17 protein-coding genes are annotated in these 17,151 nt (G+C 70.1%); 8 read left to right on the forward strand and 9 right to left on the reverse strand.

From position 1 onward, the window contains the following. Nucleotides 1-360: 360 nt before the first annotated feature. The 8 genes from ATL42_RS04980 to ATL42_RS05015 all read right to left on the reverse strand — a co-directional run bounded on the left by ATL42_RS04980 (nt 361) and on the right by ATL42_RS05015 (nt 9,628). Nucleotides 361-2,013: an amidohydrolase gene (locus ATL42_RS04980; protein WP_098456347.1), complete on the reverse strand. Its 1,653-nt coding sequence runs from the start codon at nt 2,011-2,013 to the stop codon at nt 361-363. Nucleotides 2,014-2,034: 21 nt separating this feature from the next. After that, on the reverse strand, nt 2,035-4,947 hold the full coding sequence (locus ATL42_RS04985) for a DEAD/DEAH box helicase (protein ID WP_098454401.1): 2,913 nt from the start codon (nt 4,945-4,947) through the stop codon (nt 2,035-2,037). A gap of 46 nt (nt 4,948-4,993) precedes the next feature. Then, nucleotides 4,994-6,040 (reverse strand): diacylglycerol/lipid kinase family protein, encoded by a 1,047-nt coding sequence (locus tag ATL42_RS04990; RefSeq protein WP_098454402.1) that lies wholly within the window; start codon nt 6,038-6,040, stop codon nt 4,994-4,996. Nucleotides 6,041-6,044: 4 nt separating this feature from the next. Beyond that, a complete protein-coding gene (gene tatC, locus ATL42_RS04995) occupies nt 6,045-6,869 on the reverse strand; it encodes a twin-arginine translocase subunit TatC (RefSeq protein ID WP_425443183.1) in 825 nt (274 codons plus the stop codon). Nucleotide 6,870: 1 nt separating this feature from the next. Next, complete coding sequence (gene tatA / locus ATL42_RS05000; RefSeq protein WP_098454403.1) at nt 6,871-7,185, reverse strand: Sec-independent protein translocase subunit TatA; 315 nt, start codon at nt 7,183-7,185, stop codon at nt 6,871-6,873. A gap of 179 nt (nt 7,186-7,364) precedes the next feature. Further along, on the reverse strand, nt 7,365-7,688 hold the full coding sequence (locus tag ATL42_RS05005) for a hypothetical protein (protein ID WP_143556696.1): 324 nt from the start codon (nt 7,686-7,688) through the stop codon (nt 7,365-7,367). 10 nt (nt 7,689-7,698) lie between these two features. Beyond that, a complete protein-coding gene (locus ATL42_RS05010; RefSeq protein ID WP_098454405.1) occupies nt 7,699-8,751 on the reverse strand; it encodes a helix-turn-helix transcriptional regulator in 1,053 nt (350 codons plus the stop codon). Further along, complete coding sequence (locus ATL42_RS05015; protein ID WP_342748108.1) at nt 8,744-9,628, reverse strand: helix-turn-helix transcriptional regulator; 885 nt, start codon at nt 9,626-9,628, stop codon at nt 8,744-8,746. The genes ATL42_RS05010 and ATL42_RS05015 overlap by 8 nt, the downstream gene beginning before the upstream one ends. A 211-nt stretch (nt 9,629-9,839) precedes the next feature. On the opposite strand from ATL42_RS05015, the gene ATL42_RS05020 reads away from it, so the two are divergent. The 8 genes from ATL42_RS05020 (at nt 9,840) to ATL42_RS05055 (ending at nt 16,582) form a co-directional block, all read left to right on the forward strand. Further along, nucleotides 9,840-11,027, forward strand: coding sequence for a DUF3866 family protein (locus tag ATL42_RS05020; RefSeq protein WP_425443184.1), 1,188 nt, complete (start codon nt 9,840-9,842; stop codon nt 11,025-11,027). Nucleotides 11,028-11,042: 15 nt separating this feature from the next. Further along, a complete protein-coding gene (locus tag ATL42_RS05025; RefSeq protein WP_098454408.1) occupies nt 11,043-11,789 on the forward strand; it encodes a DUF4129 domain-containing protein in 747 nt (248 codons plus the stop codon). Beyond that, complete coding sequence (locus ATL42_RS16370) at nt 11,786-12,295, forward strand: hypothetical protein (protein WP_098454409.1); 510 nt, start codon at nt 11,786-11,788, stop codon at nt 12,293-12,295. The genes ATL42_RS05025 and ATL42_RS16370 overlap by 4 nt, the downstream gene beginning before the upstream one ends. Beyond that, the gene (locus ATL42_RS05035; protein ID WP_098454410.1) at nt 12,292-13,299 is read left to right on the forward strand and encodes an AAA family ATPase; all 1,008 of its coding nucleotides are present in this window, start codon (nt 12,292-12,294) and stop codon (nt 13,297-13,299) included. The genes ATL42_RS16370 and ATL42_RS05035 overlap by 4 nt, the downstream gene beginning before the upstream one ends. Then, a complete protein-coding gene (locus tag ATL42_RS05040) occupies nt 13,296-14,588 on the forward strand; it encodes a DUF58 domain-containing protein (RefSeq protein WP_098454411.1) in 1,293 nt (430 codons plus the stop codon). Before ATL42_RS05035 ends, ATL42_RS05040 begins: the two co-directional genes overlap by 4 nt. Further along, the gene (locus ATL42_RS05045) at nt 14,585-15,160 is read left to right on the forward strand and encodes a hypothetical protein (RefSeq protein ID WP_098454412.1); all 576 of its coding nucleotides are present in this window, start codon (nt 14,585-14,587) and stop codon (nt 15,158-15,160) included. The genes ATL42_RS05040 and ATL42_RS05045 overlap by 4 nt, the downstream gene beginning before the upstream one ends. A 77-nt stretch (nt 15,161-15,237) precedes the next feature. Continuing rightward, the gene (locus ATL42_RS05050) at nt 15,238-15,807 is read left to right on the forward strand and encodes a Dps family protein (RefSeq protein ID WP_098456349.1); all 570 of its coding nucleotides are present in this window, start codon (nt 15,238-15,240) and stop codon (nt 15,805-15,807) included. A 91-nt stretch (nt 15,808-15,898) separates the two neighbouring features. Beyond that, complete coding sequence (locus ATL42_RS05055; protein WP_245862141.1) at nt 15,899-16,582, forward strand: IMPACT family protein; 684 nt, start codon at nt 15,899-15,901, stop codon at nt 16,580-16,582. Between the two features lie 34 nt (nt 16,583-16,616). Here the strand turns inward: ATL42_RS05055 and ATL42_RS05060 are convergent, their stop codons facing one another. Further along, on the reverse strand, nt 16,617-17,087 hold the full coding sequence (locus ATL42_RS05060) for a hypothetical protein (protein WP_245862143.1): 471 nt from the start codon (nt 17,085-17,087) through the stop codon (nt 16,617-16,619). Nucleotides 17,088-17,151 lie beyond the last annotated feature (64 nt).

The following is a 17,151-nucleotide window of genomic DNA, read 5'->3' on the forward strand; positions in this document are numbered from 1 at the left end:
CGTGTTCGGGCCTCGGTCCGTCCGGCTGGTCGGTTCGCGTGTCCTTCGTGCCGTCGCACGCTGACGGGCGTGTGACGTTTTCTACTGAACACGCGAACCAACCGATGGTGCACGAACAACGACACCAGCACCGCGAACGGTGCCAGTCCCCTAGATGCCGGGTGAAGTGCAGTGCACACCGAGCAACCTACCCGCTTCTCGCCACGAGGTGTCAATGGCCGCTTCCTGCGGATCCGGGTCCCCGGACCGGTCAACGGCAGAAAACGGCGGGATGGCGAGCGGGTGAACTTTTGAACACGCCGATGGTTGGACAAATCGTGCCCGGGCGTGTCATGGCGCTCGCGGACGGCGTGGGTCGGGTCACTGGTCGAGAACGTCGAAGAGGGTGACGCCGTCGCGCATGGTGTGCAGGCACCGCGGTGCGGTGGCACCTTCGCTGAGGTCGGGCAGCAAGGGGGTCCCGGACCTCGCGTCGGTGCTCCAGGAGGACAGGCCTGGGGCGGCGGACTGGACGCCGAGGTGCTCGGCGCGCCACACGGCGAGGTGTGCGGGGCTGCCCACGCGCAGCTCGCCTGCACCGGTGTGGTCGAGGCCGGCGATGCGCCACCCACCTCGGGTAGCAGCACGGAACGCCGCTCGGGCAGAGATGCGCTGTGCTGGTTGGTGGTGAAGCATCGCGGCGCGCACGGTGGCCCACGGGTCGAGCGGGGTCACGGGCGAGTCGGACCCGAACGCTGTCGGGATCCCGGCTGAGGCCAGCGCCGCGAGCGGGTTCATCGCCGTGGCGCGCTCGCGGCCCAGGCGTGAGGCGTAGAGCCCGTCGGGGGCGCCCCATGCTGCGTCGAAGGCAGGTTGGAGGCTCAGGCGGATGCCGAGGGCGACGAACGTGTCCATCGCTGGGGCGTCGACCATCTCGACGTGCTCGAGGCGGTGCCCTAGGCGGCGCATCGCGCTGCGAACCTGCGCGGAGACGTCGGCTGCTGCGCGCAGACCGTCGAGGGCGGTGTCCAGGGCCCGGTCGCCGATGACGTGGAAGCCGCCCTGGACGCCTGCGGCGGTCACGGCCAGGACGTGATCACGCACGTCGTGCGCATCGAGGTGCAGCGTCCCGGACGTCGTGAGCTCGTCGCTGTAGGGGGCTCGCAGGGCTGCTGTCCGAGCTCCGAGGGACCCGTCGACGCACAGGTCACCACCGATGCCCTGGAGTCCGGGAACGGCTGTGACGAGCTCCTGAGCGTCGTCGGGGGTGCGGCACAGCTCCCCGCGGTAGCCGACGACGAGCGGCAGGGCGCTGCTGGGGTCGCGTGTCAAGGCCAGCAACGTCGCGAGCCCTTCCCGTGTGTCGATCCCGGGTGCACTGTTCTCGTGGACTGCCACCACTCCCCTGGCGGCGGCCGCCTGGAGGGCACGGACGTACATCGCGTCGCGTCGCTCGGCGGTGATGGCGCGTGCGTGGTGGCGAGCAGCGGTGTTGGCGTCGAGGGTGACGAACCCGTCGTCGTGCCATCCGGGCAGGCCGCGGAGCCCGGCGAGGTCAGCGAACCGGCTCGAGGCGACCCCGCAGTGCACGTCCGTGCGGGCCGCGTACACCGGTGCGCCGCCGGTTACGGCGTCGATCTCGGTCATGGTGAGCGGCCGCGGGTCCTCCCACGTGCTCTCGTCCCACCCGTGGGCGAGGACCACGTCGCCGCGGGGCGTCGTGCGGGCACGGACCGCGAGCGCGTCGAGGGCGCTCGCGCGCAGGGAGCGTCCGGGTGTGGGCAGTGCACCGGCTGAGAGGTCGAGTCCTTCGTCGGCGAACGCTGTCTCGAGGATGTGGACGTGCGAGTCGACGAACCCGGGGGTGACGAGGGCGCCGGCGAGGTCGATGACGCGGTCGGCGCGGTCGGCGAAACCGTCAGCGGTGTCGTCGGCCCCGAGCCAGGACACCACCCCGTCGTCGACGAGCAGCGCCTCAGCGAACGGGTCTGCGGGTGAGTGGATGATGCCGTTGCGGAAGAGGATCGAGGTCACGACCGCCACGATATGTCACGCCTACACGCTCGAGTACGCGACTACCCCGCGTCGTAGGGAGGCGATGGCTTTGTGTGCTGTGGTTCGCATCTGTTCCTGTGGTGCCGCTTTGGTCAGCTGGTCGAGGACGTCGATGACCTGCTTGCACCAGCGGACGAAGTCTCCGGCGGCGAGCTCGGTGTCTTTGAGGACGACGTCGAGGCTGCGTCCGGTGGACCAGCGGTGCACGGCTTCGACGAGGCCGAGGTCGAGCGGCCCGGTCGCTTCGATCCGGTGGGCGGCCTCGATGTCGTCGATCTCGGACCACACCTGCACCGTCGCGTCCAGTGCCCGGGCCAGGACGCCGGTGGGTCCGCCTGGGACGCGGGGTTCTGCTCCGGTGTCCCTGCGTGCTGAGTACACGAGGGTGGAGACGGCTGCCGCGAGGCCGGCGGGGTCGAGGGTCTCCCACGTGCGCCGTCGGATGCACTCCGAGAGCAGCAGGTCGCTCTCGGCGTAGAGCCTGCGCAGCGTCTCCCCCGGTGCTGTGACGAGGGTCTCGGAGTCTTCTCCGGGTACGAGATACCCCAGCGATCCGAGGATGTCGCAGATCCGGTCGAAGACCTTCGCGATCGATCCTGTCCGCCCCTCGATCCGGCGCAGCAGAGCACGGTGCTCGGCTTCGAGCTTGGTCCACCGTTCGGCCCACCGTGCGTGGTCTTCTCGGTCAGGGCACCCGTGGCACGGGTGAGCGCGCAGCTCGGAGCGCAGACGAGCGAGCTCTGCGTCGTCTCCTGAGGATCCACGACCTGCTGCCCCTGGCCGCACGCCTCCACGCCTGGTGTTCTTCCCTCTCCCTGCCCTGGCCCCACCAGCGTGGTCGTCGATCGATCCGAGCGCGGTGCGCAACGACCCGACGAGCTCCTTGCGAGCCGCGGGGTTGCGCGGGTTGAACCCCTTCGGGATGCGCACCTCGGAGACCGCCCGCACGCCCTGGGGCACGTCAGCGAGCGTGAGCTTCTTCACCTGGCGCTCGCTCGTGAGGATGGTCGGGCGCGGACCGTCGAAGCCCGAGTCCTGTCCTGGGTCGAGCACCACCGCATACCCTGCACGACGCCCCGACGGGATCTCGATGACCTCACCGCGGCGCAACCGTGACAGCGCCGAGACGACCGTGGCCCGCTGCTCGTTCGACGACCGTTTGGACAGCTCTGCTTCACGTGCCGAGATCCGGCGCCGCAGCCGCGCATAGTCACTGAAGTCGCCCTGGTCGCACTGCATCGCCCGCGCATACCCCTCGAGCGCCTCACCATGAGCGGTGCTCTGACGAGCGAGCCCCACCACGCCACGGTCGGCCTGGAACTGCGCGAACGACGTCTCCAGGACGTCCCGGGCGCGCTCGCGGCCTACCTGGGAGACGAGGTTGACGGCCATGTTGTAGGTCGGTGCGAAGCTGGACTTGAGGGGGTAGAGGCGTTTGGACGCCAGTCCGGCGAGGGCGGCGGGGTCGAGGCCGGGGTGGTCGACGACGACGGCGTGACCTTCGACGTCGATGCCGCGTCGTCCGGCGCGCCCAGTGAGCTGGGTGTACTCCCCTGGTGTGATGTCGACGTGGTTGGATCCGTCCCACTTGACGAGCTTTTCGAGTACGACGCTGCGGGCGGGCATGTTGATGCCCAGTGCGAGGGTCTCGGTGGCGAAGACGACCTTGACGAGCCCGGCGCTGAAGAGTCGCTCGACGGTCTCTTTGAACAGCGGGAGCATCCCGGCGTGGTGGGCGGCGACGCCGCGGCTCAGGGCGTCGAGCCAGCCCCAGTAGCCCAGGACGGTGAGGTCTTCGGACCGGATGGCTGCGCACCGGTCTTCGACGATCTCGCGGATGCGCACTTCTTGCTCGGGGGTGGTCAGGCGCAGTCCTGCTGCCAGGCACTGGGCGACGGCTCCTTCGCACCCGGCGCGGGAGAAGATGAAGAAGATCGCTGGCAGGAGGTCTGCTTCGTCGAGGGCGGTGACGGTCGCGAAGCGGGGTGGGCCGCGGCGCCCGGTGTGCTGGGGGCCGGCGGGGCGTTGCCCGCGCGGTCCTCCACGGCTGCCGCCCCGCCCGTGCCCCCCGCGCCCTGGGCTGGTGAACGCGTCGCTGCTGCGGTGGTCGCTGGCCTGTCGCATGATCGCGAGCAGGTCGGGGTTGATGGGTGGGTGGGTTCCGGGGTCGGTCGGGTCGACCGCGTGGGCGTAGAGATCCAGGAGCCCGCCCGGGTTGGTCCCGCGCCCGGAGACCACGACGTGCTGGGACAGTGGCACGGGCCGGTGCTCGCTCACGACGACGGCTGTGTCGCCGCGCACCATCTCGAGCCAGTCGCCGAACTCTTCTGCGTTGGAGACGGTCGCGGACAAGGACACGAGCTGGACGTCGGCGGCCAGGTGGATGATGACCTCTTCCCACACGGCGCCACGGAACCGGTCGGCGAGGTAGTGGACCTCGTCCATGACGACGAACCCGAGGCCGTCGAGCGTCGAGGAGCTTGCGTAGAGCATGTTGCGCAGGACCTCGGTCGTCATGACGACGACGGGCGCCTCACCGTTGATGGTGGTGTCACCGGTGAGCAGGCCGACGTTCTGAGCCCCGTAGCGACGCACGAGGTCGGAGTACTTCTGGTTGCTCAAGGCCTTGATCGGTGTGGTGTAGAACGCTTTGCGCCCACCGGTGACGGCCAGGTGGACGGCGAACTCACCGACGATGGTCTTGCCTGCCCCGGTGGGCGCTGCGACGAGGACACCTTGCCCTCGTTCGAGCGCCTCGCACCCCTCGACCTGGAACGTGTCGAGCTCGAAGTCCAGGGTGCGTGAGAACGCCCCGAGCTGAGACTTCTCGCGTGCTGCGCGCTCGCGGGCTAGGGCGTAGCGCTCGGCGGGGCTGGGGTCGGCGTTGTGGTGGGACCGTGCTGGGGTGACCATGCGTCCAGCGTAGGGGCGTGGCGCGGTCCACACCTCACGCGAGACCTCACGCGAGCAGGTGCAGGATCCCGGGGTGGATGTCGGCGCGCAGGGGGACGCGTCCGACGGGTTCTCCGTCGGCGAACGCGACGGGTGGGGTGGCTCCGGTGGTGGTGGCCTCGATCGTGACGCTGGTGGCGTGCGTGATGGTGACGGCGCGGTGGCGTGCGTGACGTCCGGTGTAGATGCCGGGGAAGATGCGCAAGATGCTCGTCCGGGACAGGGGGCCGGCGTGGACGACGTGCAGGAGCCCGTCGTCGACCTGGGCGTCGGGTGCGATGCGCAGCCCACCACCGAAGCGGGGCGCGCTGGAGACAGCGACGAGGGTAGCGAGCGTCTCGCGGGTGGTCCCGTCGATCGTGATGCGGTACCCGTAGGGGGCGAAGGTGCGCAGGCACGCCAGGACGGCGCGTAGGTACCGGCCGTGACCGCTGGGCCACCGGTAGGTGTTCGCCGTGGCGTTGATGGCGGCGTCGATGCCGACGGAGAGGGTCCCGGCGTACCACGTGCCGGTGAGCGGGTCGGGCGCTCGCGGGGTGGGAGGCCCGGGTGCTTTCTGGGGTGGTTGCTGGGGTGCGGTGATGGGTGTGGGGGGTGGTGGTGCGGTGACGTGGACGGCGTCGACGCATCGGGTGCCCGTGGTCAGGGCTGTGCACACGGTGCTCAGGGCGCGTTCGGTGTCGTGCAGGGGGAGCCCGAGTGCGGCGGCGAAGTCGTTCCCGGAGCCGACGGCGACGATGCCGAGCGGTGTGCGGGTCGCGACGACGGCGTTGACGCCGAGGTGGACCATGCCGTCGCCGCCGACGACGACGAGCGCGTCGATCCCGTCCGAGCACGCGTCGCGCGCCTGGGTGAGGGCGAGGGCACCGGTGGGTGCGGAGAGATCGATGACGTCGTGGCCGGCAGCTGTGAGGAGCTGTGCGGTGCGCTCCCCTGCCCGGCGCCCGCGTCCGTGCCCTGCGGTCGGGTTGACGACCAGACCGATCCGCCGGGCAGCAGATGGTCTCGCGGTGGGCGCGGAGCTCTGGGGTGGGTGGCTCTCGGGCGGGGGCACGCGATCAGACCTCGTACCCGGCGATCTCGGCGTCGAACGCTGCGGTGCGCTTGTCCGCCCGCCTGTCGTGCAGGACGCACACGCCCAGCGCCATGAAGTACAGCAGGCAGATGGGCAGGGCGACGAGGATCATCGTCAGGGCGTCAGGGGTCGGCGTCATGACGGCAGCGAACCCGAACGCGATGACGATCGCCCACCGCCACCCGCGCGCCCACGTCTCGGCGCGAACCATGCCGAGAAAGTTGACAGCCACCATGACGACGGGCATGACGAACGCGATACCGAACGCGAGCAGCAGACGCATGACGAACCCCAGGTACATCTGGGCGTCCTGAAGGTTCGTGGAGTCCTTGGGCAGGAAGTCGGTCAGGATCCGCACGGCGTGCGGCAGGACGAGCCATGCCAGGCCCGCCCCGGACAAGAACAAGGGCACCGCCGCACCGACGAACCCGACGGTGTACCGCTTCTCGCGCCCCGTCAGCCCCGGCGTGATGAACGCCCACAGCTGGTACAGCCACCAGGGGCTCGTTCCTAGGACGCCGATGAACACAGCGATCTTGATCTTCATGTCGAGCGCGGTCGCCATGCCACCGAAGTTGATCGAGACGACCTGGTTGCGGCGCGCCGCCGCATCGAGGATGGGCTGCTGCAGCAGCTGGAACACCGGGTCGTACAGGAACCACCCGGCGACCGCACCCACCGCCACACCGACCGCACCGAGGAAGAGCCGCTTGCGCAGCTCGAGCAGGTGCGCTCGCAGGGGCATGCGCCCCTCGCCGTCGCTGCGCCGGGTGCGTCCGGGCGCCGTGCGCGGTGTTCCTCGCGCCACCTCAGACCTTCGGCGGGGTCGTGCTCTCCGGCGAGGAAGCGGGACCGGTCCTCGTCGCAGGGTTCGTCGTGTCTAGCGGTATCGCCGGACCACCCGCTGCGGGTGCCCCGGGCACGGGGTTCGCCTGCGGCTGCTGGTACGTCTGCGGCTGGACGGGCGCAGGGGCGTCGTCCTCGTTGAGCTCCTTGATCTCCTTCTTGAAGATCTTCAAGGACTGACCCACGCTCTTCGCGAGGTCGGGCAGGCGCTTTGCACCGAAGAGCAGCAGGAGGATGACGATGAAGACGAGCCAGTGGATCGGCTTGAGTGCACCCATGGGTGAACCTCCGGTGTGTCAGGTGCTCAGGTGAAGTACGTGAACAACGATCGTAGACGCTCGTGCGTGCACCGAGCGTGAGCGCACCGTACCCACGCCTGGTGAACAGCAGATGACACGCTCGACCGCCCCGACCCCGACCGCCACCGCACCCGCGCGATCCCTGCGACCGTCGCGGGTCAACGGTCGATCATCCGCCATGCGGCATACCGCGACGCATGCTGCGACCGCCGCGAGAGCGCCCGACCCCGCCGCACGCCACGACGCTCCTGCACGAGAGCGACCAGCTCGCCACGCTCCCGCCCGACATCCACGCCACGGCCCACACCTGCAGCGCTCGCAGCGATCCGCTCCTGCACCCGACCCGGTGCACCTGCGGCCGCAACCCCCAACCCGTCCAGGGCACGCGTGAGCGCCTTGACCTTGCGCCACAGGGACCGCCCGAGGAAGAACGCCCCCGTGAGCGAGCCGACGACCAGGGCGCACCAGATCCAGAACCACATGGACGCGAGCCTAACGGTCCGTGCCCACGCCGCGACCGGCACCACCCGCACCACCACCCGCACCACCGGCCGGACCCTGGTCGGCGCTCGCGGGCTCGAGCATGTCGAGCGCGGCGTACTCGGCGAGGGCACGGTCGGCTGCGTCGGCGACGTCGCGCAGGACGTCGGGCGGGTCGACGGCCACGACCTCACGGGCGTTGCGCAGCAGGAGGTGGCGCAACCACATGGCGTTGCCGACCCGCAGCGTCACGACGAAGTCTGATCCGTCGAGGGTCCGCACGGACTCCACGGGCACCTGTTCGGCGATCCAGCGTGCACGGCTCGTGAACGTGATCTGCGCGACGGTCCCGGTCGTGGGCCGGTACGTACCAGGCGCGGGAACGCGCGTGGCTGTGCGGGTCCCGTGCTCGGGGAGCACGTCGGCGGACAGGATGCGGTCGGTGCGGAACGTGCGTTCTGCGTGCGCTGACGTGCACCACGCGTGCAGGTAGGTGAAGTCGTCGGAGGGCAGGAGGCGGATGGGTTCGACCACCCGGGTGGAGGTGACGTCGGCGTTGTTCACGTACTCGATGCGCAGGAGCCGGTGCGTGGCGAGCGCACGCGTCACGGCTGCCAAGACCTGCGGGGACGCATCGACCGCCACCCGCACGTCGAGCGCCGCCGCCCCCTCCCCCGACGCCGCAGTGAGCTTTGCCAGCGCCGAGCCGACGACCGCAGCCTGCTCAGGATCCCCCGCCTGGGCGACGACCTCGCTCATCGCCCGCAGGGCGGCGATGAGCGTGATCGCCTCCCGGGTCCCCAGCCGCAACGGACGCGTCATGCCGCGCGAGCTCGTCAGGTGCACGATGCCCCGTTCGATGGAGTCGGCATCGAAGTCGATGAGGTCCTCAGGCCAGTACCCCGGCGTCCCCGAGATCCACAACGTGTCCACGTCCGCAAGGATCTGCTTCGCGCTCACCCCGAACCGGCGCGCCAGGTCCTCCACCGGCACCGGACCGCTCGTCTCCAAAAAGCTCACCAGCCCGACCAACCGCACGAACCGTTCCGACGCCCGCTCAGCCACGGTGATCCCCCTCGACGCGCTCAGAACCCTCGACCGCCCCAGCACCGGTCACCCCAGTACCGTCCGCCCCGTGCCCACCCGACCCGCGCAGGCTCGCAGCCCTGCGCAACCGGTCCAGCACCGCCACCCGCAGCGCGCCCGGCTCCACCACCACGACCGCATCACCGTAACCAGCGATGTCGTCCGCCATCACCTCGAACGACGAATACGCCACCGCAACCATCTCCCGCCCCGCCACCGCAACACCCGACACCGCAGGCACACCGTGCGCTCGCAGTGCGCTCGCCCGCTCAGGCAGGAGCGCAAGGAGTGCGACCTCATCGAGCTCGGGGGCTCTGCGCCCGACGAGCGCGTCGACGTCGATCGTCGTCGGGACCTCGTACGCGCCCTCGTCGCCGCGTGCGCGCACGAGCCCCTCGATGCGGTTGAGACGGAACGCCCGGGGGGCGTCCCGGTCCTGGTCGTGCCCGAGCAGGTACCACCCACCTGCACGGACTGCGACCTTCCACGGTTCGACGCGACGCACCCGCACCTCGCCCGTGCTCGCAGCCCGGTAGGTGAACGTGACCACCCGGCGAGCGACGATCGCGTCGAGCAACGGCTCGTACGCACCCGCACCGGCCCGCACCCGCGGCGCCAACCCAGCCACCGAGTCCGTCCCCTCTCCCCCGCCCGGCACAGCACGCAGCTTTGTCACAGCACGAGAGGTGTCCACCTGCAACGCGCTGTCCTGCCAGAACTGCGCCGCAAGAGAGAGCACACCCAGCTCAGCAGGCGTCAGATCGATCTCCGCGAGGGCATACGCATCCTTGTCGATGCGATACCCCGCATCCTGAGCGTGCCCACCACCGTCGACCGTGACGATCGGCACACCCATCTCACGCAACACATCCTTATCCCGCTCGAACATGCGTTCGAACGCTTCAGGGGTCGGGGCATCGTCATACCCAGCAACCGACGAACGAACCTGCGCCTTCGTCATCCGCGCAGGAGCATTCATCAAAGCGATCACCAAGTTGAGCAGCCGAGCTGCAGGGGGCGTCTGAGGAGGCATCGCCCTAACGCTAGCGTCGAGTAGCGTTGGCGCGGTGATGACGCGACGCACAGCACGGGTGGTATCGCTCGGGCGACGCTGGGACGGTGCACAAGAACTCACCGTCGAGCTCGACCACACCCCACCAGACCCACCACCGCACCACACCGTGCGCGCCCTCGCCTACCCCACCCTCGTCGGAGACCCCCACCCCGGCGACACAGTCCTGCTCAACACCACCGCACTCGACCGCGGCCTCGGAACCGGCGGCTACGCCCTCGTCATCGCCGTCCTCCCACCACCCGACCAGCACCACACCACACCCACCACCCAGCCCGACACCCGACCCAGCGCCGGCCACCTCGTCAAAGCCCGCTACACACCCCACCAGACCATGGTCCTCGGCGTCGACGAACAAGAATCACCCCACCACCACCTCCTCCGCGACGCAGACACCCTCGACAACATGCCCGTCATCGTCGCCGACCTCCACTCCGCACTCCCCGCCATCATCGCCGGCGCACGCCACACCGCCCACGAACACGGCAGACCCACCCCCCGCATCACCTACGTCATGACCGACGGCGGCGCACTACCCGCCTGGTTCTCCCGCACCATCTCAGGCCTCCGCGACGCCGGATGGCTCGACGCCTGCATCACCGTCGGCCAAGCATTCGGCGGCGACCTCGAAGCCGTCACCACCCACACCGGCCTCCTCGCCGCACACCTCATCACCCACGCCGACATCACCATCGTCACCCAAGGCCCCGGCAACCTCGGCACCGGCACCCGATGGGGCTTCTCCGGAACCACCACAGGCGAAACCATCAACGCCACCAGCACCCTCAACGGCCACCCCATCGCCTCCCTGCGCATCTCCGGCGCCGACCCCCGCCCCCGACACCACGGAATCTCCCACCACTCACTCACCGCCTACACCCGCGTCGCCCTACGCCCCGCAGACATCCCCCTCCCCACCCTCGCCACCACCCCCACCACCTTCACCACCACAGACCACGACCCCCACCACCTCGACACCCTCATCCACCACCAAGCCACACCCCTCACCACCTGCCCCGCCCACCACACCCTCATCCCCCTCGACGCCACCCCAGCGCTCGCAGCCGCACTCGAACACACCCCCGTCCCCCTGTCCACCATGGGACGCGGACTCACCCAAGACCCCGCAGCATTCCTCGCAGCCGCGCTCGCCGGCACCCACGCAGCCACCCTCCTGAGCTAGAGCACCCCCACACCGATGAACACCACAACCACACCCGCGCGCACCACCCCGCACACACCGCTCACCCCCCTCCTGCTCACACCCCTCCTCATCCTCCTCATCCTCATCGGATCAGCCCTCTCCACCCCCTGGCAGACAGACCGCACCACCGCCTCAGACCCCGTTCCACGCCCCACCCCGACCGAGAACGCCACACCACCACGCACCCCACCACCCACCAGCGAGACCGACGACCCACCCCTCGACCCCACCACCACCCTCCTCATCCTCGGCACAGCCCTCACCGCCGCGATCATCGCCTACCTCCTCTACCGCACCGTCAAGAAGATCCGCCACACGACACTCCCCCAACAAGGCCGACCACACACCGCACGATCACCCGGCGACACCACCGAGCACGCAGCCGTCACCACCACCCCCGAGCTCCGCACCGGCATCGAGACCGCAACCGCCCGCCTCCACGGCGCAACCACCTCCACCGACGCGATCATCGCCGCATGGCTCGCCCTCGAAGAAGCCGCCGAAGCCGCCGGCACCACACACACCGCCGCACAAACACCCACCGAGCTCACCGTCGCCGTCCTCACCACAACCCCAGCCTCACCCGAGACGATCACCAACCTCCTGCACCTCTACCACCGCGCACGCTTCACCACCACACCCCTCACCCCCCACGACGTCGTCGACGCCCACACCTACCTCGCCGACCTCGCCCACGCCCTCACACCCACCACCACCAACCCAGAGACCACCACCCCATGAGGCGCCTGCTCACCTACACCGCCATCGAGCTCGTCACCCTCACCCTCCTCCAGCACGAGCTCAACCTCGACCCCACCCACCTCGCCATGCTCACCCTCAGCACCCTCGCCCTCACCATCACAGCCACCCCCACCCACGCACCCACCACACACCCCCGCTGGCCCCGCACCAGCCGCGACCGCCGCCCAGGATCCCGCGACGACGTCGCCTCCCTCGCCTGGACCTTCTTCGGCCGCGACGGCACCATCACCGCCCAAGCACTCCGCACCACACGCACCATCGCCGCCACCCGACTCCACGCACACGGCGCCAACCTCTACGACCCCGACGACACCACCACCTGCCGCACCCTCCTCGGCCCACACGCCCACCACCACCTCGACCCCACAACCCCCACCACCACCCCACGCCCCAGCGTCACCGAGCTCGCCCGCATCATCACCACCCTCGAAAACCTCACACCACCCACCGACACACACCCGCACACAAGGACCACCACCACATGACCACCCAACCCCCCACACCCACACCACTCACCGTCCCCGAGATCGCACACCACACCACCCGCATCCTCACCGAGGTCTCCACCGTCGTCGTCGGCATGACCGACGCACTCCGAACAGCGCTCGCAGCGATCCTCGCCGGCGGCCACGTCCTCTTCGAGGACGTCCCCGGCCTCGGCAAGACCCTCGCCGCGCGCAGCCTCGCCACCGCACTGGGACTCGACTTCGCGCGCCTGCAGTGCACGCCAGACCTCCTGCCGTCAGACATCACCGGGTCCTCCGTCTACGACCCCGCCACCCGGACGTTCGAGCTCCGGCGCGGCCCCGTGTTCACCGGGCTCTTCCTCGCCGACGAGATCAACCGCACCGCCCCCAAGACGCAGTCGGCACTCCTGGAAGCCATGGCCGAGCGCCAGGTCACCATCGACGGGACCACCCACCAGCTCGCGCTCCCGTTCCACGTCATGGCCACGTCCAACCCCGTCGAGTACGAGGGCACCTACCCGCTGCCCGAGGCCCAGCTCGACCGCTTCATGGTCCGCCTCGCCGTCGGCTACCCCGACGCCGCCGGCGAGACCGACATCCTGCGTCGCCGCCTCGACCGCCAGCACGAGACAGCGACCGTCACCGCGGTCGTCGACTCCCAGACCGTCCTCGCGATGCAGTCCGGCATCGAGCAGGTGCCCGTCGACCCCGACGTCGTGCGCTACTGCGTCGACCTCGCCGCAACCACCCGACACCTCGCGGAGCTCGAGGTCGGCGCCTCCCCCCGCGGCTCCCAGACCCTCCTGCTCGTCGCCCGCGCCCTCGCCGTCATGGACGGACGCGACTACGTCCTGCCCGAGGACGTCAAAGCCGTCGCAGTCCCCGTCCTCGCCCACCGGCTCACCCTCAGCCCCGGCTCCTGGGCCAGCGGACAACGCACCGACGACCTCGTCCGCAAGCTCCTCGACCGCGTGCCTGGACCCACCACCGTCCCCGACCGCCAGCCCACCTCCGCCCGATGACCCCACCCTCACCCTCACCACCGTGGCGCCGCGACAGCTCCCTCCTCCTCATGGCCGTCACCGGGATCGCGTTCGCCACAGCAGGGCTCCTCCTCGCGCGCCCCCACCTCGTCGCCATCGCCACACCGCTGCTCCTCGGCGTCACCTGGAGCGCATGGAACCGCCCCGACGGACCAGTCCATGTCACCACCAGCTCGACCACCACGACGCTGCGCAGCGACGAGCTCGACACCACCCTGACCATCACCGCACCCCCAGGCGCCACCATCGCCCGCGTCCTCGTCGCCAGTCCCGGCACAGCCCGCACCGAGACCATGGTCCACATCGACAGGACCCGCGACCTGCGCGTCACCACACCCTCCGTCCGGACAGGGACCCGCGAGCTCTTCACCACCGACCTCATCGCCACCAGCACCCACGGCGGATGGCACAACGGCATCCACCACGTCCAGCCCGAGCACGTCCTCGTCCTCCCTGCAGCACACCGCACCACCGCGCTCCCCGTCTCAGAGCACCTGCGCGGCCTCACCGGCGAGCACCGCTCACGCCGGCTCGGAGACGGCAGCGAGCTCCGCGACATCGCCCCCTACAACCCCGGCGACCCCCTCCGGCGCATCGACTGGCGCGTCACAGCACGTCGATCCCCCGACGCCGACCACCTCTACGTCCGACGCACCTACGCCTCCGCCGAAGCCTGCGTCGTCCTCGCCGTCGACTCACGTGACGACGTCGGACCCGAGATCGCCACCTGGGGATCCTTCGGCGCAGTCCGCCCCGACCAGCAGACCTCCCTCGACATCGCCCGCGAGGCCGCCGCCACCATCGCCCGGGCCGTCATCGACGCAGGAGACCGCGTCGGCCTCGAAGACCTCGGACGCCTCCACACCCCCGTCCCGCTCGCCGGCGGCAAACGCCACCTCCAACGCATCTACCACGCGCTCGCGCTCTCCCAGCCCCACGGTGCACCGCGCATCCGCGAACGCGCCCCACAGGTCCCCCACGGTGCACTCGTCTACCTCTTCTCCACCTTCCTCGACGACAGCTCCGTCACCATCGCCCACCAGTGGCACGCCCACGGACACCGCGTCATCGTGATCGACACCCTCCCCACCGAAGACTTCTGGGGACTGAGCGAACGAGAGCATCTCGCCTGGCGCCTCACCGAGATCGCGCGACAAGACCGCCTCACCGCACTCATCAGCAACGGCATCACCGTCTTGCGATGGACCGACCCCACCACCCGCGCCGCACTCCAGGCCACGGCCCGTGAACGCAGGCCCCGACGATGAGCCGCACCCCCCGCACCGACGTCGGGCCGTCCACCCACATCCACACCGGCCCCACCGTCCCTGCCTGGACGCTCCACGCGGGCCTCGCCGTCGCGGCAGCCGGAGCCGTGTGCGCCGCAGCCGCAGGGACGACGCTCGACACGTCCTCGCTCCTGCTCCTCCTCGCAGGCCTCCTCCTCGCCATCGCTCACGCCGCCCGGCGACCGACCCTCGTCCCGACAGTCGCCGCACTCGTCGCGACAGGCCTCGCCTGCATCGTCGTCCTGCCGGCCGCCGACACGTGGCGCATCCCCCTGATCATCGTCTGCGTCCACGCACTCGTCAGGCTGTCCTGGTTCACGTCCAGCTCTAGGCCCGGCGGACGCATCGAGGTCGACGTCCTGCGCCGAGAAGGACGCACCTTCCTCGTCCTCGACCTCGCAGGCCAAGCCGTCGGGCTGCTCGCACTGGCCCTTACCGAGCTCGACGCCGACGGTCGGCTCGGACACAGCGGAGCGCTCGGCATCGTGGGAGCCGTCGCGCTCTTCGGGCTCGCTGTGCTCGTGCGTGGCCCGCGTTCGCGGGTCGCGTAACTTCTGCGCCGAACGGGGTCGACGTGCACGATGGGAGCGTGGCAATCCACCACCTCGAACTCATGGAGGAAGCACTCATGGCGACCCGCAAACAGCTGCCCAAGTACACCGTCCCGACCCTCACGCCCGACGAAGGCGCCCAGGTCGCCGAGGTGCTCCAGCTGCGGCTCCACGCGCTCAACGATCTTGCACTGACGCTCAAGCACGTCCACTGGAACGTCGTGGGCCCGCACTTCATCGCCGTCCACGAGATGCTCGACCCGCAGGTCGACGCCGTCCGCGCGATGGTCGACGCGATCGCTGAGCGGATCGCCACCCTCGGCGCAGCCCCCAGCGGCACGCCAGGTGCGATCGTCGCCGCGCGCACGTGGAACGACTACTCCCTCGGTCGCGCCACAGCGATCTCCCACCTCGGCGCGCTCGACGAGGTCTACCAGGGCGTCATCACCGGCCACCGCACGGCAGCGACGGACGTCGAGGAGCTCGACGACGTGACCAACGACCTGCTCGTCGGGCACCTCCACGAGCTCGAGCTCTTCCACTGGTTCGTCCGAGCACACCTCGAGTCCGCCGGCGGTGCACTGAGCACGGCAGGAGCGACGACAGAGAAGGACGCCGCACAGCAGGCGACGAGCGCTACCGAGTAGCGAACCTCGCTCCACGAGAGAGGCCTTCGTCCAGCAGGATCACCTGCCGGACGACGGCCTCTTCCGTGCCCGCGGGGGTACGCTCGCCCGCGTGACCTCAGCGACAGAGCCTGCCCTCAGCGGGCGAGAGCTGGAGCTCCAGTCGACCGTCGCGGGCCACGCGGCCTTCGACCTCGTGGTCAAGCGGTCCCGCTTCGTCACCTCGCTCACCCACGTCGCCAGCATGGACGAGGCCGAAGCCACGATCGCGGAGGCCCGCCGGGACCGCTGGGACGCCCGTCACCACTGCGTCGCCCTCGTGGTGGGGCCGCACGCCGAGATCGCACGGTCCACCGACGACGGCGAGCCTGCGGGCACAGCAGGCATGCCTATGGCCGAGGTGCTCCGCCGCCACGAGCTCACCGACGTGGTGGCCGTCGTCGCGCGGTACTTCGGCGGTGTGCTCCTGGGCACCGGTGGCCTCGCCCGCGCCTACGGCGCAGCGGTCGAGGGTGCGGTCAGCGCAGCGCAGGTCGTGCGGCGTCGTCTCGTCGACCGCGTGACCGTCTGCTCACCGCACGAGAGCGCCGGGCGCACCGAGCACTTTCTGCGGGACTGGTCCACGGCGCACGAGGCCGTCGTCGTCGGGGTCACCTACACGGGAACGGCGGTCCTCGAGATGCTCGTCCCGCCCGACGTCCGGGCGCGGCTCGACTCCGACCTCGCGTCGTTCAGCGCCGGGAGGCTCACGACGGAGACCGTCGGCCCCGAGATCATGGACGTCCCCACGCAGTGAGCCCCAGGACGCAGACCCCACCGCTCGCGTCCGGTCACCACGACCATCCACGAGCACCGAGCTCCAGCTCCTGGTGCATCCGGTGCTCCTCGTCCACAGACCATGGAGCAGGCAGCGCGCCGGGCTGCGGGCGAGCGTCGTCGTTCGGCGGCGGGACAGGTTCCGCAGCGTCGAGCCCAGCGAGCCGGCACGCCTCGGACAAGAGCGCGTCATACGCATACTGAGACGCTCTCAGGTGGTGCGCGACCGCGATCTCGTGCGCCCCCCGCTCGAGCGACTGGATCTCTCGCGTGATCGCCGCGAGCCGGAGCTGGAGCCGGAGCGCGACGAACGGGTCGGGATCACCGGGGGCGAAGAGACGCTGGTGCATGCTGCGCGGCAGGAACGGTCGGGAGATCCCAGCCCGGAGGCGCGTCGATCTTCTGGACGACCAGTCGCGTGTCACGAGGTCGACAGCCCACCAGAAGCACACGACGACGGACACGAGGATGGAGATCGACAACATGGGTGTTCCTCCGCGCTGAGGTGGCTCCAGCGTAGGCCAGTCTCCCGAGCGTCGCCGAGCAGCA

Source organism: Sanguibacter antarcticus, from assembly GCF_002564005.1.
In the GTDB taxonomy this organism is placed as follows: domain Bacteria; phylum Actinomycetota; class Actinomycetes; order Actinomycetales; family Cellulomonadaceae; genus Sanguibacter; species Sanguibacter antarcticus.